General features: G+C 65.7%; 23 protein-coding genes. 18 read left to right on the top strand and 5 right to left on the bottom strand.

Annotated elements, in window-relative coordinates; translation table 11 throughout:
* Nucleotides 1-104 precede the first annotated feature (104 nt).
* From ACFC25_RS14295 to ACFC25_RS14285, 3 genes are all read left to right on the top strand, one after another.
* Entirely contained in the window at nucleotides 105-2369 is a 2265-nt protein-coding gene (locus ACFC25_RS14295; RefSeq protein ID WP_337347693.1) for a polyribonucleotide nucleotidyltransferase, read from the top strand.
* 109 nt (nucleotides 2370-2478) lie between these two features.
* Nucleotides 2479-3822, top strand: a complete 1344-nt coding sequence (locus ACFC25_RS14290; RefSeq protein WP_337347613.1) for a pitrilysin family protein — start codon at nucleotides 2479-2481, stop codon at nucleotides 3820-3822.
* A gap of 34 nt (nucleotides 3823-3856) precedes the next feature.
* Nucleotides 3857-4318: a DUF1579 domain-containing protein gene (locus ACFC25_RS14285; RefSeq protein ID WP_376046214.1), complete on the top strand. Its 462-nt coding sequence runs from the start codon at nucleotides 3857-3859 to the stop codon at nucleotides 4316-4318.
* 155 nt (nucleotides 4319-4473) lie between these two features.
* On the opposite strand, the gene ACFC25_RS14280 is transcribed toward ACFC25_RS14285, so the two are convergent.
* From ACFC25_RS14280 to moaA, 3 genes are all read right to left on the bottom strand, one after another.
* Nucleotides 4474-6153 (bottom strand): DUF222 domain-containing protein, encoded by a 1680-nt coding sequence (locus ACFC25_RS14280; protein ID WP_376046211.1) that lies wholly within the window; start codon nucleotides 6151-6153, stop codon nucleotides 4474-4476.
* Nucleotides 6154-6324: 171 nt separating this feature from the next.
* Nucleotides 6325-6591, bottom strand: coding sequence for a MoaD/ThiS family protein (locus tag ACFC25_RS14275; RefSeq protein ID WP_337347615.1), 267 nt, complete (start codon nucleotides 6589-6591; stop codon nucleotides 6325-6327).
* A 4-nt stretch (nucleotides 6592-6595) separates the two neighbouring features.
* On the bottom strand, nucleotides 6596-7723 hold the full coding sequence (moaA, locus tag ACFC25_RS14270; protein WP_376046208.1) for a GTP 3',8-cyclase MoaA: 1128 nt from the start codon (nucleotides 7721-7723) through the stop codon (nucleotides 6596-6598).
* A 328-nt stretch (nucleotides 7724-8051) separates the two neighbouring features.
* On the opposite strand from moaA, the gene ACFC25_RS14265 reads away from it, so the two are divergent.
* The 7 genes from ACFC25_RS14265 (at nucleotide 8052) to ACFC25_RS14235 (ending at nucleotide 13598) form a co-directional block, all read left to right on the top strand.
* Entirely contained in the window at nucleotides 8052-9479 is a 1428-nt protein-coding gene (locus tag ACFC25_RS14265; protein ID WP_376046420.1) for a molybdopterin-dependent oxidoreductase, read from the top strand.
* A 24-nt stretch (nucleotides 9480-9503) separates the two neighbouring features.
* Entirely contained in the window at nucleotides 9504-10793 is a 1290-nt protein-coding gene (glp, locus tag ACFC25_RS14260; RefSeq protein ID WP_376046205.1) for a gephyrin-like molybdotransferase Glp, read from the top strand.
* A complete protein-coding gene (moaC, locus tag ACFC25_RS14255) occupies nucleotides 10781-11275 on the top strand; it encodes a cyclic pyranopterin monophosphate synthase MoaC (protein WP_337347618.1) in 495 nt (164 codons plus the stop codon). The genes glp and moaC overlap by 13 nt, the downstream gene beginning before the upstream one ends.
* Nucleotides 11272-11799, top strand: coding sequence for a MogA/MoaB family molybdenum cofactor biosynthesis protein (locus ACFC25_RS14250; RefSeq protein ID WP_376046201.1), 528 nt, complete (start codon nucleotides 11272-11274; stop codon nucleotides 11797-11799). Before moaC ends, ACFC25_RS14250 begins: the two co-directional genes overlap by 4 nt.
* A complete protein-coding gene (locus ACFC25_RS14245; RefSeq protein ID WP_337347620.1) occupies nucleotides 11789-12250 on the top strand; it encodes a molybdenum cofactor biosynthesis protein MoaE in 462 nt (153 codons plus the stop codon). The genes ACFC25_RS14250 and ACFC25_RS14245 overlap by 11 nt, the downstream gene beginning before the upstream one ends.
* Nucleotides 12251-12344: 94 nt before the next feature.
* Nucleotides 12345-13115 (top strand): 4-hydroxy-tetrahydrodipicolinate reductase, encoded by a 771-nt coding sequence (gene dapB / locus ACFC25_RS14240; protein WP_376046198.1) that lies wholly within the window; start codon nucleotides 12345-12347, stop codon nucleotides 13113-13115.
* 3 nt (nucleotides 13116-13118) lie between these two features.
* Complete coding sequence (locus tag ACFC25_RS14235) at nucleotides 13119-13598, top strand: hypothetical protein (RefSeq protein WP_376046195.1); 480 nt, start codon at nucleotides 13119-13121, stop codon at nucleotides 13596-13598.
* Between the two features lie 13 nt (nucleotides 13599-13611).
* Here ACFC25_RS14235 and ACFC25_RS14230 read toward each other — a convergent pair whose 3' ends face one another.
* Complete coding sequence (locus tag ACFC25_RS14230) at nucleotides 13612-14847, bottom strand: heparan-alpha-glucosaminide N-acetyltransferase domain-containing protein (RefSeq protein WP_337352232.1); 1236 nt, start codon at nucleotides 14845-14847, stop codon at nucleotides 13612-13614.
* Between the two features lie 123 nt (nucleotides 14848-14970).
* Between ACFC25_RS14230 and ACFC25_RS14225 the strand changes: the two genes are divergently transcribed.
* From ACFC25_RS14225 to ACFC25_RS14190, 8 genes are all read left to right on the top strand, one after another.
* Entirely contained in the window at nucleotides 14971-15393 is a 423-nt protein-coding gene (locus tag ACFC25_RS14225) for a hypothetical protein (RefSeq protein WP_376046192.1), read from the top strand.
* Nucleotides 15394-15441: 48 nt separating this feature from the next.
* Nucleotides 15442-16188 carry a carbon-nitrogen hydrolase family protein gene (locus ACFC25_RS14220; protein WP_376046190.1) on the top strand — a complete coding sequence of 249 codons (747 nt, stop codon included), beginning with the start codon at nucleotides 15442-15444 and terminating at the stop codon, nucleotides 16186-16188.
* A 100-nt stretch (nucleotides 16189-16288) separates the two neighbouring features.
* Nucleotides 16289-17197: a 4-hydroxy-tetrahydrodipicolinate synthase gene (gene dapA, locus ACFC25_RS14215; RefSeq protein ID WP_337347626.1), complete on the top strand. Its 909-nt coding sequence runs from the start codon at nucleotides 16289-16291 to the stop codon at nucleotides 17195-17197.
* Between the two features lie 40 nt (nucleotides 17198-17237).
* Nucleotides 17238-18929 (top strand): ribonuclease J, encoded by a 1692-nt coding sequence (locus ACFC25_RS14210; RefSeq protein WP_337347627.1) that lies wholly within the window; start codon nucleotides 17238-17240, stop codon nucleotides 18927-18929.
* A gap of 134 nt (nucleotides 18930-19063) precedes the next feature.
* A complete protein-coding gene (locus ACFC25_RS14205) occupies nucleotides 19064-21967 on the top strand; it encodes a DNA translocase FtsK (RefSeq protein WP_376046185.1) in 2904 nt (967 codons plus the stop codon).
* 9 nt (nucleotides 21968-21976) lie between these two features.
* On the top strand, nucleotides 21977-22600 hold the full coding sequence (gene pgsA, locus ACFC25_RS14200; protein ID WP_337347629.1) for a CDP-diacylglycerol--glycerol-3-phosphate 3-phosphatidyltransferase: 624 nt from the start codon (nucleotides 21977-21979) through the stop codon (nucleotides 22598-22600).
* 42 nt (nucleotides 22601-22642) lie between these two features.
* On the top strand, nucleotides 22643-23122 hold the full coding sequence (locus ACFC25_RS14195; protein ID WP_376046181.1) for a CinA family protein: 480 nt from the start codon (nucleotides 22643-22645) through the stop codon (nucleotides 23120-23122).
* 151 nt (nucleotides 23123-23273) lie between these two features.
* On the top strand, nucleotides 23274-23726 hold the full coding sequence (locus tag ACFC25_RS14190) for a helix-turn-helix transcriptional regulator (RefSeq protein ID WP_337347631.1): 453 nt from the start codon (nucleotides 23274-23276) through the stop codon (nucleotides 23724-23726).
* A gap of 53 nt (nucleotides 23727-23779) precedes the next feature.
* Here ACFC25_RS14190 and ACFC25_RS14185 read toward each other — a convergent pair whose 3' ends face one another.
* Nucleotides 23780-24328: a MarR family winged helix-turn-helix transcriptional regulator gene (locus ACFC25_RS14185; RefSeq protein ID WP_376046178.1), complete on the bottom strand. Its 549-nt coding sequence runs from the start codon at nucleotides 24326-24328 to the stop codon at nucleotides 23780-23782.
* Between the last annotated feature and the right edge of the window lie 16 nt (nucleotides 24329-24344).

The raw sequence follows: 24344 nt of genomic DNA, 5'->3' as shown, positions 1-24344 counted from the left end.
GGGTCTCGATCGATGACCGGGTGCAGTGCAGGCCAGTAGACAGATGCTGGGCTGGGTTGATGCGGCTGGACTTCCGTTCAAATCAAGAAACGGAGGTGACTCTCTTGGAGGGTCCCGAAATCCAGTTCTCAGAAGCAGTCATTGACAATGGCCGCTTTGGCAAGCGTGTAATCCGCTTTGAAACCGGCCGCCTTGCCAAGCAGGCAGCCGGCGCAGCCATGGTGTACATCGACGAAGACACCGCGCTGCTGTCCGCAACCACTGCCGGCAAGCACCCGCGCGAAGGCTTCGACTTCTTCCCCCTGACGGTCGACGTCGAAGAGCGCATGTACGCTGCCGGCCGCATCCCGGGTTCGTTCTTCCGCCGCGAAGGCCGCCCGTCCACCGAAGCCATCCTGGCCTGCCGCCTGATGGACCGGCCGCTGCGCCCCGCCTTCATCAAGGGCCTGCGCAACGAGGTCCAGATCGTGGTCACCGTCCTGGCGATCAACCCGGACGAGCTCTACGACGTTGTGGCCATCAATGCTTCCTCCATGTCCACCCAGCTCTCCGGCCTGCCTTTCTCCGGCCCGATCGGCGGCGTCCGCGTTGCCCTCGTCGCTGACGAGAACGGCTCGCAGTGGGTTGCTTTCCCGAAGCACTCCCAGCTTGAGAACTCCGTGTTCAACATGGTTGTGGCCGGCCGCATCGCCGGTGACGACGTCGCCATCATGATGGTCGAAGCCGAGGCCACGGACAACTCCTGGAACCTCATCAAGGAACAGGGCGCCACCGCTCCCACCGAAGAGGTTGTCTCCGAAGGCCTCGAGGCTGCCAAGCCGTTCATCAAGGCACTGTGCGACGCCCAGGCCGACCTCGCTGCCCGTGCTGCCAAGCCGACCGTCGAGTTCCCGGTCTTCCTCGACTACGAGGACGACGTCTACGCCGCTGTTGAGGCTGCTGCCGCCGAGAAGCTCGCCGCTGTCTTCCAGATCGCTGACAAGCAGGAGCGCGACACCGCTTCGGACGCACTGAAGGACGAGGTCACCTCTTCCCTGGCCGGCCAGTTCGAAGGCCGCGAGAAGGAGCTGTCCGCAGCGTTCCGCTCGGTCACCAAGCACGTTGTGCGCCAGCGCATCCTCAAGGACCAGATCCGCATCGACGGCCGTGGCCTGACGGACATCCGCCAGCTCACCGCCGAGGTCGAGGTTCTGCCCCGCGTTCACGGTTCCGCCATCTTCGAGCGCGGCGAGACCCAGATCATGGGTGTCACCACGCTGAACATGCTGAAGATGGAACAGCAGATCGACTCGCTGTCTCCCGTAACGCGCAAGCGCTACATGCACAACTACAACTTCCCGCCGTACTCCACCGGTGAGACCGGCCGCGTGGGCTCGCCCAAGCGCCGCGAAATCGGCCACGGTGCCTTGGCAGAGCGCGCACTCGTGCCGGTGCTTCCGTCCCGCGAGGAATTCCCGTACGCCATCCGCCAGGTGTCGGAGGCCCTCAGCTCCAACGGTTCGACGTCGATGGGTTCGGTCTGCGCCTCCACGCTGTCCATGCTCAACGCAGGTGTGCCGCTGAAGGCAGCAGTTGCAGGTATCGCCATGGGCCTGGTCTCCGACCAGGTTGACGGCCAGACCCGCTACGCAGCCCTCACGGACATCCTGGGTGCCGAAGATGCTTTCGGCGACATGGACTTCAAGGTTGCCGGTACTTCCGAGTTCGTCACGGCCATCCAGCTGGACACCAAGCTCGACGGCATCCCCGCCTCCGTGCTGGCAGCAGCACTGAAGCAGGCCCGCGAAGCCCGCCTGCACATCCTGGATGTCATCAACTCCGCGATCGACACCCCGGATGAACTCTCCGAGTTCGCGCCGCGCGTCATCGCGGTCAAGATCCCGGTTGACAAGATCGGCGAGGTCATTGGGCCCAAGGGCAAGATGATCAACCAGATCCAGGAAGACACCGGCGCCGACATCTCCATCGAGGACGACGGCACGGTCTACATTGGCGCCACGAACGGTCCGTCTGCCGACGCAGCACGCTCCGCCATCAACGCCATTGCCAACCCGCAGGTCCCGGAAATCGGCGAGCGTTACCTGGGTACGGTCGTCAAGACCACCACCTTCGGTGCCTTCATTTCCCTGACTCCGGGCAAGGACGGCCTGCTGCACATCTCCGAGCTGCGCAAGCTGGCCAGCGGCAAGCGCGTGGACAACGTTGATGACGTTGTGTCCGTGGGCCAGAAGATCCAGGTGGAAATCACCAAGATCGACGACCGCGGAAAGCTGTCGCTCTCACCCGTTGTGGCTGAAGAAGAAGGCGCCGGCGAGCCCGAGCGCGTTCACGCTTCCGCCGGGGCAGAGGGCTCTGCAGACTCCGAGTAATCGGCTCCTGCACCACACAGCATGAATCGGCGGGGCCGGTGGATGATCCACCGGCCCCGCCGCTGTTACGATGGCAGCCAGATCCGGCTGCCGCTCCCGAAAGGCTTCAATGACTGTTGTACCCCTGCCGCTTGAGCAGAACCAGCCCGGTGACACCTTCGTCCACGGAACCGACGGCGGCTCCGTCGTCAGGCGTTCGGTGCTCCCCGGCGGCGTTCGGGTGCTCACCGAGGCGATGCCGGGCCAGCGCTCGGCAACGATCGGTTTCTGGGTGGGTGTCGGGTCGCGCGACGAGGCCCCGGGACAGCACGGTTCAACGCACTTCCTCGAACACCTGCTGTTCAAGGGAACCAAGCGGCGCACGGCCCTGGAAATCGCCTCGGCATTCGACGAGGTGGGCGGGGAATCCAACGCGGCCACCGCCAAGGAGAGCACCTGCTACTTCGCACGCGTGCTGGACTCCGATCTGCCTATGGCCATTGACGTCATTGCCGACATGATCACCGGCGCCGTCCTGGATCCCGCCGAAATGGAGCAGGAACGCGACGTCATCCTCGAAGAAATCGCCATGGACAGCGACGACCCCACGGACGTGGCACACGAAAACTTTGTGGCTGCCGTGCTGGGCACGCATCCGCTCGGCCGCCCCATCGGCGGCACCCCCGCAGCCATCCGGGCGGTTGCCCGCGACTCCGTCTGGGAGCATTACCGCCGCTACTACCGCCCGGACGAGCTGGTCATCACCGCCGCTGGAGGCCTTGAGCACGACGTCGTCTGCGGCCTGGTGGTGGAGGCGCTCCACGCTGCCGGTTGGTCGCTTGAGCCAGATGCAGCCCCCGTGGAGCGGCGCTCCACTGAGCGCGCGGACATCACCGGCACTGCCGGCCTGCATGTGGTCAAGCGTGCGGTGGAACAGGCAAACATCATCATGGGCTGCCCCACCATAGTGGCCACGGATGACCGCCGCTACGTCATGAGCGTACTCAACGCTGTTCTGGGCGGCGGCATGTCCTCGCGCCTCTTCCAGGAAATCCGCGAGAAGCGCGGCCTGGTGTACTCCACCTACTCTTTCGCTTCCTCCTACGCCGACGCCGGCTACTTCGGGATGTATGCCGGATGCACACCATCGAAGGTCCGCCAGGTGCTGGATCTCCTCGGCGCCGAGCTGGACAAGCTCGCCGAAGGCGGGATTTCCGACGACGAACTCCGCAAGGCCGTGGGCCAGCTCTGTGGCGGGATTGTCCTTGCCCTGGAGGACACCGGGTCACGCATGTCCCGGCTGGGCCGCGCCGAACTGGTGTCCGGCGAGTACCAGGACATCGATGAGACCCTGCGGCTGATCAAGTCCGTTACGGCCGAGGAAGTCCAGGATCTTGCGAAGGAGCTCGCCGCAGCGCCCCGCACGGTGACAGTGGTTGGCCCGTTTGAAGAAACCGAGACTTTCGGGCTCTGAGCGGGATGTTGCTGCGCCCCGACATAATGGAGCTATGAACCGGCCGCAGAGTGGCACCGTGCACGCTGTACTCGAGGACTTCCTGGGACACTGGCGCGGAACCACGCGGCTTGCGGCGTCCGCGTGGGGCCCCGAACGCACCGCCGAAGCGGAAGTGAATTACACCCGGGCGGCCGGTGGCTACGCGGTGGTGCAGAGCTACCGGCATACGGAAGCGGACGGCACCCATTTCGAAGGACACGGCGTCTTCACGGTCGACCCCGATCATGACGACGTTCTTTGGTATTACGTGGACAGTCTGGGGCTGCCTCCGGGGGCTCCGGTCCGCTGCACGTGGGTTGAGGGGGTCCTTCGCGTGGAGCGCCATAGTGACCGGGGGACCGCACGCCATACATTCCGGGTGGACAACGGGGTGCTCACGCACACCGCAGAGCTGCGCCTCGGGGACGCACCCCATTTCGTGCCTTTTATGACTTCGGAGTGCCGCCGGGCCTGAATAGCGCGGCTCACGGCACTGGCGCAACTCACGGCGCGAACGTACGCTCGGCGCCCCAAGAGCGGCTCCCAGCCGGCATATTTCAATCATGCGGCACCGGGCGATGACGCTGCTGCACCGGGCGGATGAGTCCCTGCGGCACGTGTCCAGGGTTGTTACCAGTCCGGGCCCCGAACACTGGCCATAGCCGGGTGCGGATCCGGGGCCGGCTCGCTGTCCGGATCCAGGACACGGTTCCTATTCCGGGCAGGTGTGCGGTCCAGGGCGTGCAACGCATCCTGCACCGCAGCAGGCAGTTGGGGTGGTTCCCAGTCGTGGTGTTCGCTCGGGTAGTGCCTGCCCGTGGGTGATGTCCAGCCGGGTGGTTTGTCCTTGCAGGCGCCGGTGGGGGCCCAGGTTGTGGTGTGCTTGAGCCGATGGTGTTTGCGGCAAAGTTGCCCGAGGTTGGATGCGCCGGTGGTCCCGCCGTGAGCCCAAGCCAGAATGTGGTCCGCTTCGTTGTCCAAGGACTGGTTGTTGCAGCCAGGAAACGGGCATTTGCCGTCGCGCATCCTCAGCCATTGGCGCATCGCGGCGGGGATCCGGTAGCTTTGGCGGCCGATCTCCAGTGGCGCCCCATCCCGGGGGTCAACCAGTATTCGGCGGAATGAGGACGACCCGTCAGCGACCAGCTTCCGGGCCATGGACGCCGGGATCGGCCCGTACCCGTCAAGATCGGCAGGTTCGTCCGTCAGCCCCATCAGCGCGAACACCGGCACCGTCACCAGGACCTGCGCAGCCGGCGACGGTACTTGGCCCGCCGCGACATCACTGGCGTTGGCCGAGTCGGCGGCCGGAACGCCACCAGCCACGACATCGTTGGAGCTGGTGGCAGTTCCGTCGCTGAAGCCGGTGCTCGTTCTGGTGCCGTCGCTGGTGCTGCGGGCCACACCACCATTGACGCTCACACTGCAGGTGCCGGCGCTGTTGCCGGGGGCAGTGTCGGTGCTGCCAGCTGCCGGGCTGCTGGGGGTGAAGCCGGCGCTGAGGAGCAGTTGGGCGGCGATGTCGGCGCGGAGCTGGGTCATGGTGCGGGTCTCGGCCGGGCCCTGGAGGGTGCGGGCGGTGGCGGTGGTGCGGTTCCAGATCCCGGCCGCCTGGTCCGCGGGAAGGTAGGCCGAAAGCCAGGCCATGCCGTCCCGGTCCGGGACGTACTCCAGCCGCCGGTCCAACACACTCCTGGCGTGGCGCTTTTCAATACTCACCGGGTGGTGCCGTTCCCGCCAGGTCCGGGCCTTGGCCCGGAATCGGGACGGGACCAGGTCACCGGCCGGGCACCTCTTGGCTGCGTCCGGCACGTCCGGGCCCAGGAAACGGGCCTCCAACGCCGCCGCCCCGGCCGCATCCAGCCCGGTGGTTTCATCGACCATGACCCGCGAATGCTGCCACGACAGATCCCCGGACTGCAGCGCAGCCAGCGTCAGCGGCAGGGCAGTGGTCAGCTCATGGGCCTGCGCCAGCAACGCCGAGGCCGAGCGTTCGCTCACCGTCATCACACACGCGAGTTCCGAGACGATGCCCATCTCCTGCGCGAGGCGCTGGTGCGGCTGCTCATCCGGACGGGACATCGCCCGGGTTGCGTCGGCGAACCCGGCAGCGGCGTGAACGATAAAGGCAGCCGTGGCAGCCTGCAGCCGGCACGCCTCCTGAAGGGAGTCCAGCCAGCCATCGGCCTGAGTCCGCAGCGGATCCGGAACGCAGGCACCAGCGGATTCCGGACCTGGGACAACGACGACAAGCGCAGCGGCAGAAGCCATAAGGGCCTCCAAGGCACCGTCCGCTGTCGACCTCTCCATACCCCCATCATCGAGCGACCCGCCAACAAAAACAGCACATCAACCACGCTATGTGGATAACCTCCCGGCCCCGTCCAAGACCACATTCGCAGCGGGCTTTGGCCGCGCCCGCGAAGCCAGCAAGCATGCGTTCGCGCGAGTGTAAACAGAACGAGTGTAAACGGAAGTTGCCTAGCCCCCGGCGAACGGCGGGAGGACGTCCACCACATCTCCTGGCTGAAGTGCCACACCCCGGTCCCGCACAGCCACCTCGTTGAGCAGGAAGCTGCTCCGTGAAAGGATGCGCGGCAGAGGAGGAGTTCCCGCCGGCGGTTCGGGGCGCTGCACAGCCAGCACGGCCTCGAGCAGCGACTCAACCGTGGCGCCAACGGGCAGCTCGAATTGCTCCTCTTCCACACCTGCAGCGGCGCGCGCGGCAGCGAAGTATCGTACGTTCAAGAATTCAGCCTCCGATGGCGCTCATGCTGCGGTCAGGCTGGACGAAATCCGGGGCGTCCAGTCCCACGTGGTCCATGCCGTGTGCCTTGGGTTTGACCCACATGGCGTCCTGCCACCGTTCGGCCAGGGCGTCATCGCTGGCCCCCTCCCGCAGGAGCCCCAGGAGGTCAAACTCTTCCCTGGAGAAAAGGCAGCTCATGATCTTGCCTTCGGCGGTGATCCGGGTCCTGCGGCAATCAGAACAGAACGGCTCAGTGACGGAGGCGATGATTCCCACGGTGCCCAGCACGGGCCCGTGCGCGTCCTCAGACCCGGCCACCCGGCGTCGTACTTCAAAACGTTCCGCGGGGGCACCGTCGCGGGCACGCGGATCCGGGCTCAGGACGTAGTCCACGGAAAGCAGGGAACGGATCTCGGCAGCAGTGATCATGTTCCGCCGGGTCCAGCCGTGATCGGCGTCCAGGGGCATCTGCTCGATGAAGCGCAACTCGTAACCTCGGTCCAGTGCCCATGCCAGCAGCGACGGCGACTCCGCGTCGTTGATGCCCCGCATGAGTACGGCGTTGAGTTTGACCGGCCCCAGGCCGGCAGCCCACGCAGCATCCACCCCGGCCAGCACCTGGTCCAGGAATGGCCTGCGGGTCAGCTTGGTGAAGGTCTCCTCATGCAGCGAGTCCAGGGAGACATTGATGCGGGTTAGCCCGGCCGCCTTCAGCGCGGCGGCCTTTTTGGTCAGGCCCACCCCGTTGGTTGTCATGGAGATCGGCAAGTCGGGGTGGTTGTTCCGGAGCGCGGCGATTATATCCACGAGGTCATGCCGGACAAGAGGTTCGCCGCCGGTCAGCCGAAGCTCCCTGACCCCCAGCCTGTCGACGCCGATTCGGACAATCCGAACGATCTCCTCAGCTGACATGACCGCCTGCTTGGCCAGCCACTCCAGGCCCTCGGCAGGCATGCAGTACGTGCACCTCAGGTTGCACTTGTCCGTCAGCGACAGCCTCATGTCCGTTGCCCTGCGGCCGTAGCGGTCCACCAGCCCCGCAGGGGCATCGGCAGGGCGCGCGGCAGGCCTGGGCGGCAGGGAGGCGCCTGCGGCGTCCCGTGGCTGCGGCATGCCAAGCTGAACACTCATGAATTCAGGCTACGCCAACTTTCGCCCGGGCAGGACGTCCGTGACGCATTGAACCGCGACTGACATACCAGTCTCCGCAAATCAGCGAAGCCTTCGCGCCCTGGCCAGTGCCGCCGGGGGCGGGCGAACCTATGCTGGAGTTGTGGACAAACCCGAGCGCAGTGAGGGAACGGCCGACGGCGGCACTCGACCCCCGGCAACGCCAGGAACCGCCGGTGCAGGCAACCGGAGCGCCCGCTGGGCCGCGGCTTCCGGAATGGTGGCGGTGGGCGGCGGGGTGGTGTTCGGAGAGCTGGTCGCCGGCCTGGTGAGCCCGGCTGTATCTCCCATGACCGCGGTCGGCGGAGCCGTGATTGACGCCGTGCCGCCCGCAGTGAAGGACTGGGCCATCGCGGTGTTCGGCACGTCCGACAAAGTGGCGTTGCTGGTGGGGATGGCACTCGTCATCGCCGCGTTGGCTGCCCTGGCGGGAGTCCTCGAATACCGCAGGCGTTTTGCCGGCGCGCTGGTGATTGCTGTCTTTGGGCTCGCCGGAGCGGCCGCTGTGCTGACCAGGCAGCAGGCGACCCCTGCCGCCGTCGCGGTTCCGTTGCTGGTAGTGCTGGCAGCGGTGATTCTGCTGCGTGTTTTGACCGGCAGGCTGCACAGGTGGCTGGACAACCCGGCTAATGCCGAAGTCGCAGGGCAGCCCCGGCGAAGCTTCCTGCAGTTCCTGGCCGGCGGGGCGGCGGTCACCGCGCTGGGCGGAGCCCTCGCCACGGTGTGGCGGGGTGCGGCCACCCTTGTGAACGAAGCCCGCCAGCAGCTTCGGCTCCCTGCCGCGGGATCGGCCGCGCCGCCCATTCCGTCCGGCGCGGAGGTAGGGCTTGACGGCATGGAACCGTTGGTGACGCCCAACATCGACTTCTACCGAATCGACACAGCCCTCGCCGTGCCCGCGATTGATCCCGGGAAATGGGTCCTGCGCGTCACCGGCCTCGTGGCTGAGGAAGTCGAACTGACCTTCGACGAACTGCTGGCCAAGCCCCTGATCGAACGGCACGTGACCATCGCCTGCGTGTCCAATGAGGTGGGCGGCGATTTGATCGGCAATGCCCGCTGGCTGGGCTGGCCGGTCCGCGAACTCCTTGCCTTGGCCCGGCCGCGGCCGGACGCGGACATGGTCCTCTCCAGGAGCACCGACGGCTGGACGGCGAGCACGCCCCTGGACGTCCTCACTGACAGCCGGGACGCCATCCTGGCCATCGGAATGAACGGTGAGCCGCTGCCGCTGGAGCATGGGTTTCCCGTGCGTCTCGTGGTCCCCGGGCTCTACGGTTACGTATCAGCCACCAAATGGCTCACGGAACTGAAGGTCACCAGGTTCGCGGACGACGTCGCCTACTGGACAACCCGTGGCTGGTCGGACCACGGCCCCATCAAAACGTCGTCCCGGATCGACGTGCCGCGCAGCGGCCGGGCGGTCGCCACGGGCACGGTCATGTTCGGCGGAGTGGCTTGGGCCCAGCACACCGGGATCGGCAAGGTGGAGGTGCGTGTCAACAGGGGTGCCTGGCAGGAGGCCAAGCTTGCCCCCGGGATCTCGGTGGACACCTGGTATCAGTGGAAGTGCGGGATCGAACTGAGTCCCGGCCAGTATGAGGTCCAAGTGCGCGCCACCGACCTGGATGGCGAACCGCAGGCAGAGGAACGCCGGGCCGTTGCGCCCGACGGAGCCACCGGCTTCCACACCATTAGAGTTGACGTGAACCCGTAACTGGCCGCAACCGAAAGCAGTCACATGCCCAGTGTCCCGCATCCGCACGGCCACGCGCCCGCCCACGACGGCGTTCCCTCCGGCGGCTCGCACCGCACAGGCAACCACAGCGCCAGGTCGGTGGAGGAGCACCGAACGGCTGTCGTGGAGCTGCTGGCACCGCTGCGAGCTGCGGGCCGCACTGAACGGGTGGCCTTGCGGGATGCCCTGGGCAGGGGGCTGGCGGACGAGGTGACGGCGCCGGTCAGCCTGCCGCCGTTCGCCAACTCGCAAATGGACGGTTTTGCCGTCAACAGCGCAGCAATGCCCGACGGCGGCGCGGAGCTCCGTGTGGCTGCCCCCGTTCCGGCCGGTGCCATGCCGGCGCCATTGGAGCCGGGCTGGGCCGCCCCGATCATGACCGGCGCCATGATCCCGGCCGGCGCGGACGCCGTCGTCCCCGTCGAGAAAGCAGTACCGGACCGGTTCCCGGACCCGGAAACGGACAGCACTGTGTGGCTGCCATCCACGGCGTCTGGAACGTTTGTGCGGTCCGTCGGCAGCGACCTCGCCGCGGGAGAGCAGGCGCTGGCTACAGGGACCTTCCTCGGACCGGCCCAACTGGGGCTCCTGGCAGGGCTGGGTATCGACGAAGTGACCGTGCACAAGGGGTTGACAGTCCTTTTGGTCACCACGGGCGATGAAGTGGTGGAACCCGGCCAGCCGCTGCCAGCCGGCAAAATCTACAACTCCAATGGAACCCTGCTGGAGAGCGCCATGCGCCAGGCAGGACTGACGGTGGTGCGCACGCGGATTGCCACGGACAGCCCCGGTGAACTGCAGGCGCTGCTGGCCAGCCAAGCGTCTTCGGTGGACCTGATCGTCACTACGGGCGGCGTGAGCATGGGGGCTTACGAGGTGGTACGCCAGGTGCTTGAGGGGCAGGGCGCCGACTTCGTTCACGTCGCCATGCAGCCGGGAGGCCCGCAGGGGATTGGCACGTTCGAGGGCGTGCCCTTCCTCGGGTTTCCTGGGAATCCGGTGAGCTGCCTGGTGTCTTTCGAAATGTTCCTGCGGCCGGTTTTGTCCGAGCTCTTTGGAACGCCCGCGCACCGGACATCTGTCCGGGCCCGGCTGGCGCACGGCCTCACCTCACCCGCCCACAAGCACCAGGTCCGCCGCGGAAGCCTCCACAACGATGGCACAGTCCGGCTGGAAGGCGGCGAAAGTTCCCACCTGATGCACGCACTGGCAGGATCCAACGCCCTGGTGCACGTCCCTGTTGGGCTCTCGGCTCTCGTGGAGGGTGACGAGGTGGAAGTATGGATGTTGTGAATTCAGAACAAAGCCCCCCTGTGCTGACGCATTTGCGCCAGGACGGCAGTGCGCAGATGGTGGACGTGTCGGAGAAAGCCGAAACCACCCGGGAAGCCACCGCCACGGCCACCGTCAACACCACTGCGGAAGTCCTGGGCCTGCTCGGATCGGGCGGATTGCCCAAGGGGGACGCCCTGGCGGTGGCCCGCGTCGCCGGCATCATGGCTGCCAAGAAGACCCCCGACCTCATCCCGCTGTGCCATCCACTGCCACTGTCCAAGGTGACCGTGGATTTCGAGCTGGGGGCGGATTCGGTCGCCATCCTGGCCACGGTCAAGACCCGGGGAGTCACGGGCGTGGAGATGGAGGCCCTCACGGCGGCCTCTGTTGCCGCCCTCAGTGTGTACGACATGATCAAGGCCGTGGACAAGCACGCTGTACTGACGGACATCAAGGTGCTGGCGAAAAGCGGCGGCAAGAGCGGGGATTGGAAACTGTGAGCACTGAAAGTACTTTCCTGCCGGAGCCGCACCGGCATGGCGACGTCCAGGGCCGGAAGGCCGGCGTGGTCATTGCGTCCACACGCGCCGCGGCCGGGATCTACCAGGACGAAACCGGCCCGGTCATCATCGACTGGCTCACCGAGCACGGCTTCGAGGCGTTCCCTGCCATGGTGGTGCCTGACGGCGAGCCCGTCGGCGCGGCGATCAGGGCGCTGCTCACCCAGCGTCCCGCCGTCGTGATTACCAGCGGCGGCACCGGGCTCAGCCCGGACGACCGCACGCCCGACGTCACGCTGCCCCTGCTGGACCGGGAAATCCCGGGCATCATGGAGGCCATCCGGCGGGCAGGGGCGGCCAAAACACCGCTGGCAGCGCTCAGCCGCGGTCATGCCGGCGCGCACGGCGGCACGTTCATCGTCAACCTGCCCGGTTCACCCAAGGGCGTCATGGACGGACTGTCCGTCCTGGACCCCGTGATCGGGCACCTTTGCGACCAGTTGGAGGGCGGCCATGGGCACTGAATCCATGTTCGAGGTAGTCCACGCAGTCCTGAGCTCCGAGCCCATCTCCGTGGACCAGGCCATCGCGGCCGTCGAATCGGATACCGCCGGGGCAGTGGTCAGCTTCAGCGGTGTGGTGAGGAACCACGACGGCGGCAAGCAAGTCGAGCGGCTCAGTTACAGCGCCCACCCCACGGCCCACCAGGTGATGGCCGACGTCGTCGCCCGGCTCGTTGCCGAACACGCGGGCGAGGGCTCCTCCACCCAGCCGGTGCGGATCTGGGCTGCCCACCGCATCGGCATGCTGGAAATCGGCGATCCCGCGCTGGTGTGCGCGGTTTCGGCGGCGCACCGGGGCCAGGCTTTTGCGGTCTGCTCCGAACTGGTGGACCGAATCAAGGAGCAGGTGCCCATCTGGAAGGAACAGTTCTTCGCCGACGGCACGGTTGAGTGGGTGGGCGCGGGCAGCTGAGCTACCGGTTGCTCCTGCCTGCCGGCCCACAGTGGGAGGTAACGCACAGCCTTCGGTTCCATCCCGCGGCCGGCCCGACGGTAGGGTTAACGGCATGACCCAACAACTTTCCGCTCCCCGGCACGTCGCCGTCCTGGGCGCCAACGGACGCATGGGCGCCGAAGCCGTCAAGGCCGTTGAAGCCGCCTCAGACCTGGAGCTGGTCGCAGCGCTCGGGCGTCGCGACTCCCTGGAGCAGCTGACCGCATCGGGTGCCGAAGTCGTGGTGGACCTGACGGTTCCGGAGAGCACCGAAGCGAACATCCGGTTCGCCGTCGAGCACGGAATGCATGCCGTAGTGGGCACCACCGGCTGGGACACTGGCCGTCTCGCCGCCCTGGAATCACTTCTCGCGGAGCACCCGGAAACCGGTGTGCTGATCGCCCCCAACTTTGCACTCGGCTCCGTGCTGGCCTCCGCGTTCGCGGCCAAGGCCTCCAAGTACTTCGAGTCAGTGGAAATCATCGAACTGCACCACCCGGACAAGGTGGATGCGCCGTCGGGCACCGCCGTGCGCACCGCCCAGCTCATTGCCGCCGAGCGACAAGCTGCTGATGTGCCGCCCAGCCCCGATGCCACCACCAGCGAACTCGCCGGTGCCAGGGGCTGCGAAGTGGATGGTGTCCGCGTCCACAGCGTCCGCCTCCGGGGGCTGGTAGCCCACCAGGAAGTGCTCCTTGGCGGACCGGGGGAGCAGCTGACGTTCCGTCACGACTCCTTTGACCGCGCCTCCTTTATGCCTGGCGTACTGCTCGGTGTCCGCAATGTTTCCTCCCGCCCGGGCCTCACAGTAGGCCTTGACGGCTACCTCGATCTGGGGCTCTGAACCGTGGCTGACGTGGTGGCCGCCTTCCGGAAGAACCGCACCAAGATCTGGGTGGGTGCCATAACGCTCCTGTTGGTGTTCTACCTGGTGGTGTCCTTCCAGCGGTCCGTCCTGCTGTTGCTGGACAGCAACGCCGCCGCCAAGGCGATCGGCGCCGCGTACCTGGTCCTGCCCATCATTGGCGCGTGGGCCATGGTCCGTGAACTTCTCTTCGGTGCCCGCACTGAACAGATGGCGAAGGTCTTGGAGGCCGAAGGTGGGCTCCCCGTGGATGAACTGCCGCGAACCCCTGCCGGGCGCATTGTCCGTTCAGCGGCGGACGCGGAGTTCGAAAAGTACCGGGCAGAGGCTGAGGCAGCTCCTGAGGACTGGCGTTCCTGGTTCCGGCTTAGCTGCGCTTACGACGCCGCGGGCGACCGCAAGCGTGCCCGGGCGTCCATGCGTGACGCCGTGAAGCTGTTCCGCGGCAAGGTTCCCGCATAGCCGCTGCGCAGAATCAGCGGCCGGTGTCCCGCTCCATGCGGCCAAGCCGGTTGGCGCCATGGCCCAGCCATTCCAGGGGGCCCCGCCACTTCAGCAGGACAAAAACCATGCCAACAATAATGGCGGTGGCAGCATGGGCGAAGTACATCCCGTCTTCGGTCCATCCAGCAGGGAGCGGCTTCAGGTAGAAGCCCGCCACCACCCAGACGTGGACGGTATAAAGGGTCAGCGTCATGGCACCCGCGCCCCGGAGTGGCAGCAGCAGGTCCAGGTCCAGCCAGTCCGCGAGCCTGCCCAGCAGCAGGCAGGCGCCCACCACAGCGGCCGCCACTGCGGACGTGTGCGCCAGATCAAGGGCGGTGCCCGAGTGGGGCGCAGCAGAAGCCAGCCACCACCAGGAGCCCTCCTGAGGCACGCCGGTGAGGTTGACCTGGAGGACGCTGTCCAAAGGATAGTTGGGCGCATTCAGCACGTCCTCGAGGGCGGCCCTGCCTCCCCAGCTTTCCATCGCCGCAATACCCAAGGACTTGGTGAGGACGGCCAGCAACGTCCCGCCCGCGAGCAGCAGCCATGGCACCAAGGCCTTGGTCAGGGGAAGGCGTCCGATCAGCAGGCCCACCAAAAGGTAGGACATCCACTGCAGGACGGGGTAGTAACCGGTGAAGAACAGATCGCCCAACAAGGGTCCTGGCGTGGATAGGTCCTCCCAGGAGGGATTGTGCCCAAGGTGCAGGGGCGGGTTGGACGCCAGCAGCCAAGGCCGGAGCAGGTAGGCAAGGACCGGCGAAACCAGGATCCATCCTGCCGCCCAGGCGCACAGCGCCTTCGGCCGAAGGCCCAGGAACGGAAGTACGCACAGGAACAGCAGCGCGTAGTGGACCAGGATGATAGCCAGGTTCACTTCCAGCCCGCCCAGCGTCAGTCCGACGGCGGCAATCACCGCCGCGCGCAGCGCAATCCCGCGGCGCGCCGCCCCCAGCCTGGCCCCCTCCGCCGGTACCTGCTTTCCCGTTGACAGGGCGAGGCCGATTCCCGCCAGCACGGCGAAGAGGGCGGCTGCGCGGCCCGAAAATGTCAGCCCGATCCACGTTGGCGTGAGGTCGGCATTGGACTCGAATGTGGGGAGCAGGTGGGTGGCCATCATGCCAAGGAGGGCCAGCCCCCGGGCCGCGTCAATGCCGCGGAGCCGTTCCGTGGCCGATGAGCTTCGGGGCGCCCTGGATGGTTTTGCCGTGGCGCGGGAGGTCATGAGCCGATCGTCTCACACGTTGCCGGGCCCAGGCAGTCACGCGCCCGCGGGCAGCGCTGTAACAGGCAGGACACTGACCTCGAGTCCTTGTATTCGAATATATGTTCGAATAGCATGGTGGGCATGCACACCCCATCGCAGCCACAGCCCCCGTCGGCCATTCCGGCGGGGAAGGGATCGAACCGGACCACCAGGAGCCTGGATGGCCCAGTGGCGCCCGCAGGTCTGATGAAGGCCATGAGCCCGGGCGTTGTGGACTATCTGTTCCGCCAGCTCGTCGCCGGCGAATCGCCTGAGGACGTCCAGTGGCAGCAGGAAGGCATTGCCCTGGCTGCGCAGCCGGCCGGAGCGGAGCTGGCGCGCCGGCTGGCGGAGACGGATCTGGATGCCCTGACGCCCACGGAACTTTTCCACTACGTCAGGGCTGCCCAGCGCCTCGCTACCTGGGCGGAGGGCCTGCGGGAGGCTGCCGTTGGGCGGTACTGCGGCCCGGACATGCCGCCCGCGGACCAGGGCCGCCAGCGGGGCGGAGTTTCCTCGCCCTGACACGGCCCTGCGCTGACACGGTCCCGGCCTGTTCCCTAGGATGAAGTGGTGACACTAGCCCTGACTGTTTCCGCCATCCAGTACCAGGCCCTCGACGGCGGAGTTCTGCCCAACGTTATGGAGCACGTCCGGCTGATCGAGGATGCGGAATCCCACGGCGCCCGCTTGGCTGTATTTCCGGAACTTTCCCTGACCGGCTACAACCTGGCCCTCCTGGAATCCCCGGAATCGTGGCTGGTCCAGGATGACAACCGGCTCGAGGATCTCCGTGAAATCTGCCGCCGCACTGGGATTACCGCCGTCGTGGGAGGCGCCTACCGGGAGCCCGGGGGTACCCCGAGGCTGGCTTCGCTGGCCATCCATCCGGAAGGCACCGCCCAGGCCGCGTTCAAGACGCACCTGCACGGCCAGGAAAAGGACATTTTCGTCGCTGGCAGCGGTGCCAGCCTCCTGGACCTTGACGGGTGGAGGATCGGCCTGGCCATCTGCTTCGATGCCGCCGTGCCGGAACATTCCACCGGGGCAGGCGAGGCCGGCGCGGACGCATATGCCGTCTCTGCCGCCTACGCCCAGGACGAAGACCACAGGCTTGAGCTGCACTTGGGCGCCCGTGCCATGGACAACAGGATGTTCGGCATCCTGGCCAACCTTGGCGGAACTACCCCACTGGGCTCCTCCTGTGGCCTGAGCGGCTTCTGGGGCCCGGACGGACTGCGGATGAAGAAAGCGGCAGGAAGGGGCACGGAAGTGGTCACGGCAACCCTTCAGCGGAGCGCGCTGCAGGAATTCCGCTGAGCCGCCGGCCGCAACAACGTGACACCGCAGGGCGCTATTTGACGTTCATCACGTCTCCGCCATTGTCCTAACCAGCCGCAGACAGGGTAACGTTTTTGCCATGCCTCACACCTCCGCGAACATTCCTGCCCTCGGTACCCTCCTGACCGCCATGGTCACGCCGTTCACCAAGGACGGCGCAGTGGACTACGCGCAGGCGGCAGAGTTGGCTACCAAGCTCGTGGATGACGGCTGCGACGGCCTGGTGGTCACCGGAACCACTGGCGAGACCTCCACCCTCACAGATGAGGAAAACCTCGGCATGTTCCGTGCTGTCAAGGAGGCTGTCGGCGATCGCGCCGCCATCATTGCCGGAACCGGAACGAATGATACGGCGCACTCAGTGCACCTTTCCCAGCAGGCGGCCGCGCTGGGCGTGGACGGGCTCCTGCTCGTCACGCCCTACTACAACAAGCCGAGCCAGGCGGGCGTCCGGGCACACTTCGAGGCCATCGCATCATCCACCGATGTGCCCGTGATGCTCTACGACATTCCGGGCCGCTCGTCCATTCCGATCGAGCCCGAGACCATGATCCGCCTCGCGCAGCACCCGAACATCGTCGCCGTCAAGGATGCCAAAGCCGATTTCACCGCAGCCACGCGCGTCCTGGCGGAAACCGATCTTTACTTCTACTCCGGGGATGACGGACTGACGCTTCCCTGGATGGCCTTGGGCGCCGTCGGCCTCGTCGGAGTCACCACGCACGTCGCGACCCGCCGATTCCGCGAACTGATCGACGCCGTCAACGCGAACGACCTCACAACGGCCCGGAAGATCAACTTCGAGCTCCACCCGGTCATTCGGGCCACGATGACCCGCGTCCAGGGAGCCGTTGCGGCCAAACAAATTCTTAAATGGCAGGGAGTCCTGCCCAACTCGATTGTCCGTTTGCCCCTCGTGGAGCCGGACGAAGCCGAGATCGAAACCATCCGCGAGGACTTGGCTGAAGGAGGGCTGGTCTTTTCCTAAGGCTAAGACCGGCACCCTTCCGCCTGGAAAGTAGTGCACTATGACCCAAATCGCCCTTCCCGGCCTTGTTACCCCTCCCGCCCTGCCGCAAGGCACCCTTCGGATCGTTCCGTTGGGCGGGCTCGGGGAGATCGGCCGGAACATGGCCGTGTTCGAAATCGACGGCAAGCTCCTCGTGGTGGACTGCGGTGTCCTGTTCCCTGAAGAAACGCAGCCCGGCGTCGACCTGATCCTGCCCGATTTCTCGTATATCGAGGATCGGATCAATGACATTGTGGCTGTCGTCCTGACACACGGCCACGAGGACCACATCGGGGCCGTCCCGTACCTGCTGCGCTTGCGGGCGGACATCCCCCTGGTAGGTTCCCAGCTGACCCTCGCGTTGATCGAGGCCAAGCTGCAGGAACACCGCATCCGTCCTTACACCCTGACGGTTGAAGAGGGCCAGGTGGAGAAGTTCGGCCCCTTCGAATGCGAATTCGTCGCGGTCAACCACTCCATTCCGGATGCCCTGGCAGTCTTCATCCGCACGGCCGGTGGCACAGTCCTGCACACCGGTGACTTCAAGATGGACCAGCTGCCGCTGGACGGACGCATCACTGACCTCCGCCACTTTGCCAAGCTGGGCGAAGAAGGCGTGGATCTCTTTATGTCCGACTCCACCAATGCGGACGTTCCCGGCTTCACCACGGCCGAGAAGGAAATCGGTCCCACCCTGGAACGGCTCTTCGGCCAGGCCACCAAGCGCATCATCGTGGCCTCATTCTCTTCGCACGTGCACCGCGTGCAGCAGGTCTTGGATGCCGCGGCCAAGCACAACCGCAAAGTTGCCTTTGTGGGCCGGTCGATGGTGCGCAACATGGCCATCGCGGCGAAGCTTGGCTACCTGGACGTTCCTGAAGGCCTCATCGTCGACATCAAGAACATCGACAACCTGCCCGATAACCGCGTGGTCCTGATGTCCACGGGTTCCCAGGGAGAGCCGATGGCTGCCCTGTCCAGGATGGCCAACGGCGACCACCGCGTGGTGGTGGGCGACGGCGACACCGTCATCCTGGCCTCCAGCCTCATCCCCGGCAACGAGAATGCGGTCTTCCGGATCATCAACGGCCTGCTCAAGCTGGGCGCAGACGTGATCCACAAGGGCAACGCCAAGGTGCACGTATCCGGGCACGCCGCCGCGGGGGAGCTGCTGTACTGCTACAACATCCTGGAACCGCTCAACGCCATGCCGGTGCACGGCGAGACCCGCCACCTGATCGCGAACGGCAAAATCGCCATCGAATCCGGCGTACCCACGGCCAGCGTCATCCTGGCGGACAACGGAACTGTCATCGACCTCAAGGACCACCGCGCCGACGTCGTTGGCCAGGTTGAAGTGGGCTTTGTCTATGTGGACGGCTCCAGCGTAGGCGAAATCACGGATGCCGACCTCAAGGACCGCCGGGTCCTGGGGGACGAGGGCTTCATTTCCATCATCACGGTGATCAACCGTGCCACGGGGAAGGTGGTCTCCGGACCGGAGATCCACGCCCGTGGCGTCGCCGAGGATGATTCTGTCTTCGACGACATCATCCCCAAGATCAACGCCGCGTTGGAAGAGGCGGTGCTGAACCACTCCGACCACACCAGCCACCAGCTGCAGCAGGTTGTCCGCAGGGTGGTGGGCACCTGGGTCAACCGGAAGCTCCGCCGTCGCCCCATGATCATCCCCGTGGTGCTTGAGGCGTAACAACCCGAGCCGCCAGTGGGGTAACTGAAGGGCCCGGTTCTTCGGAACCGGGCCCTTTCCCTTTGGGCAACATGAGGGCCGGAACAGGCCGGAAATCCGCGGAATTCCGCCGCGGTTCGGGTAGCGTGGCAACTATGGCCACTCGTACTACTTCCGCGCCCAAGGGCCCCGCCAGAGGCACCGCCGGTGCCAAATCCGGCACCAGCACTGGCCGCGGGGCCGGCTCCACGGCGTCAAAAACCGGCCGGACCTCCAGCACTGCCCGGACGCGCCAGTTGCCTGCCGTCGAAGAGCGCCAGCCGTGGCCGGTGCGCGTGGTGGGCGGTGCGTGGCTGGGCATTGGCCACCTGGTGGGAGGCGGCGTCCGCAGGATCGGCCACGACGTCAGCGACCTGCCGGCAGAGGACCGCCGGGACGGCGCGGCACTGTTCAACCTTGGGCTCGGCGTCTTCATCGCCACCTTTGCGTGGTGGGGCCTCACCGGGTGGTTCCCCGATGCCGTCTACAGCGTGGTCAACGGCACGTTCGGCTGGATGTCACTGCTGCTGCCCCTGATGCTTTTTGTTTGTGCGTTCCGTCTCTTCCGGCAGCCGTCCGACGGGCGGGGCAACAACCGGGTGGGCATCGGTTTCCTCATTATGACTTTCGCCGGCTGCGGCCTGGCCCATATCGTTGGCGGCCAGCCCACTGTTGCTGACGGGTTCGACGGACTTCGCCAGGCCGGTGGCATGCTGGGTTTCCTGGCCGCTTCTCCGCTTGCTGCCATTCACGCGGCCGTTCCGGTGGCCCTTTATGGGCTGCTGGCATTTGTTTCGCTGCTTATCATTACGGCCACGCCGTTCGGTGCGATTCCGCGGCGCCTCCGGGCAGCCTACGAGCACCTGATGGGAATTGACCTGCAGGATCCGGACGAGGCCGGGGATGGCCACGATCGCAGCTACCTGGAGCAGACGGCGGCTGCGGCGGCGCCCAAAAAGAAGAAGCGGCGTCTGTTTGGAAAAGACGAGGACCCCGACGCCGGCCTTGAGGGTTACGTCGGGGACGAAGCGTTCGAGCATGCCGTCATCGACGACGACGACCCCGCCAACGACTCCAAGCCGGGCTCGGGGCCGCGTCTGGCCCCCGGCGTTCGCCGCCCCACCCAGGCGGAAATCGCCGTCGAAAAAATCAAGGCCGCCCAGGGCTTGGGAACGGCATCATCTGCGCCCTCGGCTGCGGAGAACGCCACCGAGGCAATTCCGCTGGTGACGCCCGGCATGGTTGCCGCGGGCTCATTGTACCCGGTCAAGGTGCCCGCCAACCCGGTCGCGCCGGCTCCGTTGCCCACACCGATTCCGCAGCGGACGGAACAGCTCTCGCTGGCCGGCGACGTCACCTACACACTTCCATCCTCGGATGTCCTGACGCCCGGCTCCATTCCCAAGGAGCGCACCGAGGCCAACGATGCCATCGTGGCGTCCCTGACTGAAACCCTCAACCAGTTCAACGTCGAGGCGCAGGTGACAGGCTTCAGCCGTGGCCCCACGGTCACCAGGTACGAAATCGAGTTGTCGCCCGGCACCAAGGTGGAACGCGTCACGGCGCTTTCGAAGAACATCTCCTACGCCGTGGCCAGCTCGGACGTCCGGATCCTCAGCCCCATCCCCGGCAAGTCGGCTATCGGCATCGAGATCCCCAACACGGACCGCGAAACCGTCTCGCTCGGCGATGTGCTCCGCAGCCAGAACGCCCGCCGTACGGACCACCCCATGGTGATGGGCGTGGGCAAGGACGTTGAAGGCGGCTACGTCGTGGCCAACCTCGCCAAGATGCCCCACCTGCTCGTCGCAGGTGCCACCGGTGCGGGTAAGTCCTCATTCGTGAACTCCATGATCACCTCCATCCTCATGCGCGCCACCCCGGACGAGGTCCGCATGGTCATGGTGGACCCCAAGCGCGTGGAGCTCACGGCTTACGAAGGCGTTCCGCACCTCATCACGCCCATCATCACCAACCCCAAGAAAGCGGCGGAAGCCCTGCAGTGGGTGGTCCGTGAGATGGATGCCCGCTACGACGACCTCGCCAACTACGGTTTCAAGCACATCGACGACTTCAACAAGGCAGTCCGCGCCGGTAAGGTCCACCCGCCGGTCGACTCCAAGCGCGTCATCCGCCCCTATCCGTACCTGCTGGTGATCGTGGACGAACTCGCCGACCTCATGATGGTGGCACCGCGTGACGTGGAAGATTCCATTGTCCGCATCACCCAGCTTGCCCGCGCCGCCGGCATCCACCTGGTCCTTGCCACCCAGCGTCCGTCCGTGGATGTTGTCACCGGTTTGATTAAGGCCAACGTCCCGTCGCGGATGGCTTTCGCCACGTCCTCGGTGACCGACTCCCGCGTTGTCCTGGACCAGCCTGGCGCCGAGAAGCTCATCGGCCAGGGCGATGCCCTCTTCCTGCCCATGGGTGCGTCCAAGGCCATGCGCGTCCAAGGCGCGTGGGTCACAGAGTCCGAGATCCACAAGGTTGTTGAGCACGTCAAGGGCCAGTTGAAGGCCGTGTATCGCGACGACGTCGCTCCTGAGGCGCAGAAAAAGCAGATCGACGACGACATCGGGGATGACCTCGAGGTCCTGCTGCAGGCCACGGAGCTCGTGGTCACCACACAGTTTGGCTCCACCTCCATGCTGCAGCGCAAGCTCCGGGTCGGCTTCGCGAAAGCCGGGCGCCTCATGGACCTGCTCGAGTCCAGGGGAGTGGTTGGCCCGTCAGAAGGCTCCAAGGCCCGCGACGTCCTGGTGAAACCGGATGACCTGGCCGCTGTCCTGGCCGCCATGAAGGGCCAGGATGCCCCCGCGGCCCCGGATTCCCAGACTGCTGCCCTGAGCGACAACGCTAACGCCAATATTGCCCAGGGAGGCTACGCCGAGGACCTCGTTGCCAAGGACCTGGACCAGCGCAGCCAGAACGTTGAATACTTCGATGGGGCCGACACCAGTTCGTATAACGACGACGAGGACGGTTCCGAAGACGCCTGGTCACTCACCGGGCGGTAGCCTAGGAAGGTGACTAGCACCGAAGCAACCGCCGCCGGCTCCAGCAGTTCAGGAATCTGGAATCTACCCAACATCCTGACCATGCTGCGCATCGCGCTCGTGCCGTTCTTCATCTGGTTCCTCGTGGCCGATGCGCCCGGACTGCGCAGTGAGTCGGGGCTGTGGCGCTGGGCGGCCGTGCTGGCGTTCGCCGTCGCGATCTACACTGACAAGCTCGACGGCGACATCGCCAGGAGCCGCGGCCTCGTCACAGACTTCGGCAAGATTGCCGATCCCATCGCCGATAAACTGCTCATCGGCTCCGCGCTGGTCATGCTTTCCGTCCTTGGGGAACTGCCGTGGTGGGTCACTATCGTGATCCTTGTCCGTGAGTGGGGCATCACGGCCTTGCGTTTCTTTGTGATCCGCTACGGTGTTATCCCGGCATCGCGCGGCGGCAAGCTCAAGACGGTGGTTCAGACCGCCGCGATTTTCCTCTACCTCTTGCCACTGGCCGCCCTCGCCCCGTGGCTGGCTTGGGTGGCTTTCGCCGTGATGATGGCGGCCGTGCTGATCACGGTCTGGACCGGCGTCGAATATGTAGTTGAAGCTTTGCGGCTCCGTTCGCAGGGCAAACGCGCTGCCAGCCAGTAGGCGGCTCTTGATCCGGCACGCCATTGTAGACAAGGAGCAGGCATGACAAACCTTCACCACCTCGCACGGGAAACAGTCAAGAATGCCCTGGGCCGGGGGCTGACCGTAGCTACCGCAGAATCCCTGACCGCCGGAATGGTGTCAGCCATCCTGGCAGACACCGCTGGTGCCTCCGGAATGTTGCAGGGCGGAGTGGTGGCCTACCAGAACTCCGTCAAGGTGGACGTCCTGGGTGTCTCGCCAGAGCTGCTTGCGTCCGCCGGGTCCGTGGACGGTGACGTAGCCGCTGCCATGGCTGCCGGCGTCCGCACGGCTTTGGGCTCGGACATCGGCGTTGCCACCACGGGTGTAGCCGGCCCCGACGAACACGACGGAAAGGCGGTGGGGACGGTGTACATCGGGATCGCGACCGCGGACGGCACCGAGTCCTTCGACTACGGCTTTTCCGGCAACCGCGCGGAGATCCGGGGCCAAGCCTGCGGCGCTGCGCTGGAGCGCCTCCTCGCGGCCCTATCTTCCTGAAGTTACCGGGGGTAAAGTAGCCGGGAACAAATCCTGGTACCCATTAGTTATTACATTGTGTCGCTTCCGGATAGCGGAGGCGCCTAGGATGAATACACCACCACGGTTCGCTCCACGGCGAACCGGACTTATAAGGAGCAAGGCGATACAGATGGTAAAGCAGCCCGTATCCGTAAACGGCGTTGTCCGCTGGAAGGATGTGGGCCTCGCCGATCAGGGCAAGAGCGAACAGAAGGAGCGCAAGATGGTTGTACTTCGTCACGAAATTGGTGATGTTCTGCGCGATGTCCGCCAGCGTCAGGGGCGTACTCTCCGCGAAGTTTCGCACAGTGCCCGTGTTTCCCTGGGATACCTCAGTGAAGTGGAGCGCGGCCAGAAGGAAGCTTCGTCAGAGCTTCTGTCCTCGATCTGCTCTGCTCTGGACGTACCCCTGTCCAGCATGCTCCGTGAAGTCAGCGACCGCGTTGCCGTCGCAGAGGGCGTGGCTGTTCCGGACACCGTTCCCCAGGAGTTCTCGCAGCGCTACGGCCGCGATCTTGACCGCGACCTGAACGCCGAACTCACCAACGAACTTTCCAAGGGACTGCTTTCCGGCGCACGGTAAGCACCCTGAACCATTAACAGTAGCCTCCGGCACCAGCCGGAGGCTTTCTGTGTTTAAAGGCTTTCGGTGTCTCGTGGCTGGGGCTCCGTTTTGGCGGGCGCCACGTCCTGGGGGAAGCCATCGCGTTCATAGGTGGCGTTGAGCTTGGCCATGTATTTCGCCAGTGCCTGCAGATCCTCAAGCGGCCATTCCCCCAGCCTTTCGCGGAAGACTTCACGCCGGGCGTCCTGGACCTGGTGCATTTTTTCTTCGCCCTTGGGCGTCAGCCGGATCGCCTGCGCGCGGCCGTCCAGGGGGTCAGCCTCCTTGGAGATGAGTCCAATGCTCTCCAGGAACGCGATCTGCCGGCTGACCGAGGGTTTCCCGACGCCGATACTCAGGGCAAGGTCAGTGAGTCGGATGGGTCCTTCCCGCCGGATAACCGTCAGCAGCCCGTAGGCGGCAGGTTCCATGTCGGGATGGACCTGGCGGGACAGCTGATGGGAGACGGACCGTGCCCTTCGCCAAAAGACGCTGATCTGGTGCTCCACAGTCTTCAACGCCGCGTCAACGGTGTTATCTGCAGGGTCGGCAGGAGCGGAAACGTCAGGGGAGTTGCTCATGGCAACAATTCTAGGG

The organism is Pseudarthrobacter sp. NPDC055928 (assembly GCF_042270935.1).
Classification (GTDB): domain Bacteria; phylum Actinomycetota; class Actinomycetes; order Actinomycetales; family Micrococcaceae; genus Arthrobacter.
This window is presented reverse-complemented; position numbering and strand designations above follow the sequence as displayed.

Coding starts and splice junctions, on each gene's coding strand:
- ACFC25_RS14290 (WP_337347613.1), top strand. CDS start 2,479: ATGACTGTTGTACCCCTGCCGCTTGAGCAGAACCAGCCCGGTGACACC.
- ACFC25_RS14285 (WP_376046214.1), top strand. CDS start 3,857: ATGAACCGGCCGCAGAGTGGCACCGTGCACGCTGTACTCGAGGACTTC.
- ACFC25_RS14280 (WP_376046211.1), bottom strand. CDS start 6,153: ATGGAGAGGTCGACAGCGGACGGTGCCTTGGAGGCCCTTATGGCTTCT.
- moaA (WP_376046208.1), bottom strand. CDS start 7,723: ATGAGTGTTCAGCTTGGCATGCCGCAGCCACGGGACGCCGCAGGCGCC.
- ACFC25_RS14265 (WP_376046420.1), top strand. CDS start 8,052: ATGACCGCGGTCGGCGGAGCCGTGATTGACGCCGTGCCGCCCGCAGTG.
- glp (WP_376046205.1), top strand. CDS start 9,504: ATGCCCAGTGTCCCGCATCCGCACGGCCACGCGCCCGCCCACGACGGC.
- moaC (WP_337347618.1), top strand. CDS start 10,781: ATGGATGTTGTGAATTCAGAACAAAGCCCCCCTGTGCTGACGCATTTG.
- ACFC25_RS14245 (WP_337347620.1), top strand. CDS start 11,789: ATGGGCACTGAATCCATGTTCGAGGTAGTCCACGCAGTCCTGAGCTCC.
- dapB (WP_376046198.1), top strand. CDS start 12,345: ATGACCCAACAACTTTCCGCTCCCCGGCACGTCGCCGTCCTGGGCGCC.
- ACFC25_RS14230 (WP_337352232.1), bottom strand. CDS start 14,847: ATGACCTCCCGCGCCACGGCAAAACCATCCAGGGCGCCCCGAAGCTCA.
- ACFC25_RS14225 (WP_376046192.1), top strand. CDS start 14,971: ATGCACACCCCATCGCAGCCACAGCCCCCGTCGGCCATTCCGGCGGGG.
- dapA (WP_337347626.1), top strand. CDS start 16,289: ATGCCTCACACCTCCGCGAACATTCCTGCCCTCGGTACCCTCCTGACC.
- ACFC25_RS14210 (WP_337347627.1), top strand. CDS start 17,238: ATGACCCAAATCGCCCTTCCCGGCCTTGTTACCCCTCCCGCCCTGCCG.
- ACFC25_RS14205 (WP_376046185.1), top strand. CDS start 19,064: ATGGCCACTCGTACTACTTCCGCGCCCAAGGGCCCCGCCAGAGGCACC.
- ACFC25_RS14195 (WP_376046181.1), top strand. CDS start 22,643: ATGACAAACCTTCACCACCTCGCACGGGAAACAGTCAAGAATGCCCTG.
- ACFC25_RS14190 (WP_337347631.1), top strand. CDS start 23,274: ATGGTAAAGCAGCCCGTATCCGTAAACGGCGTTGTCCGCTGGAAGGAT.
- ACFC25_RS14185 (WP_376046178.1), bottom strand. CDS start 24,328: ATGAGCAACTCCCCTGACGTTTCCGCTCCTGCCGACCCTGCAGATAAC.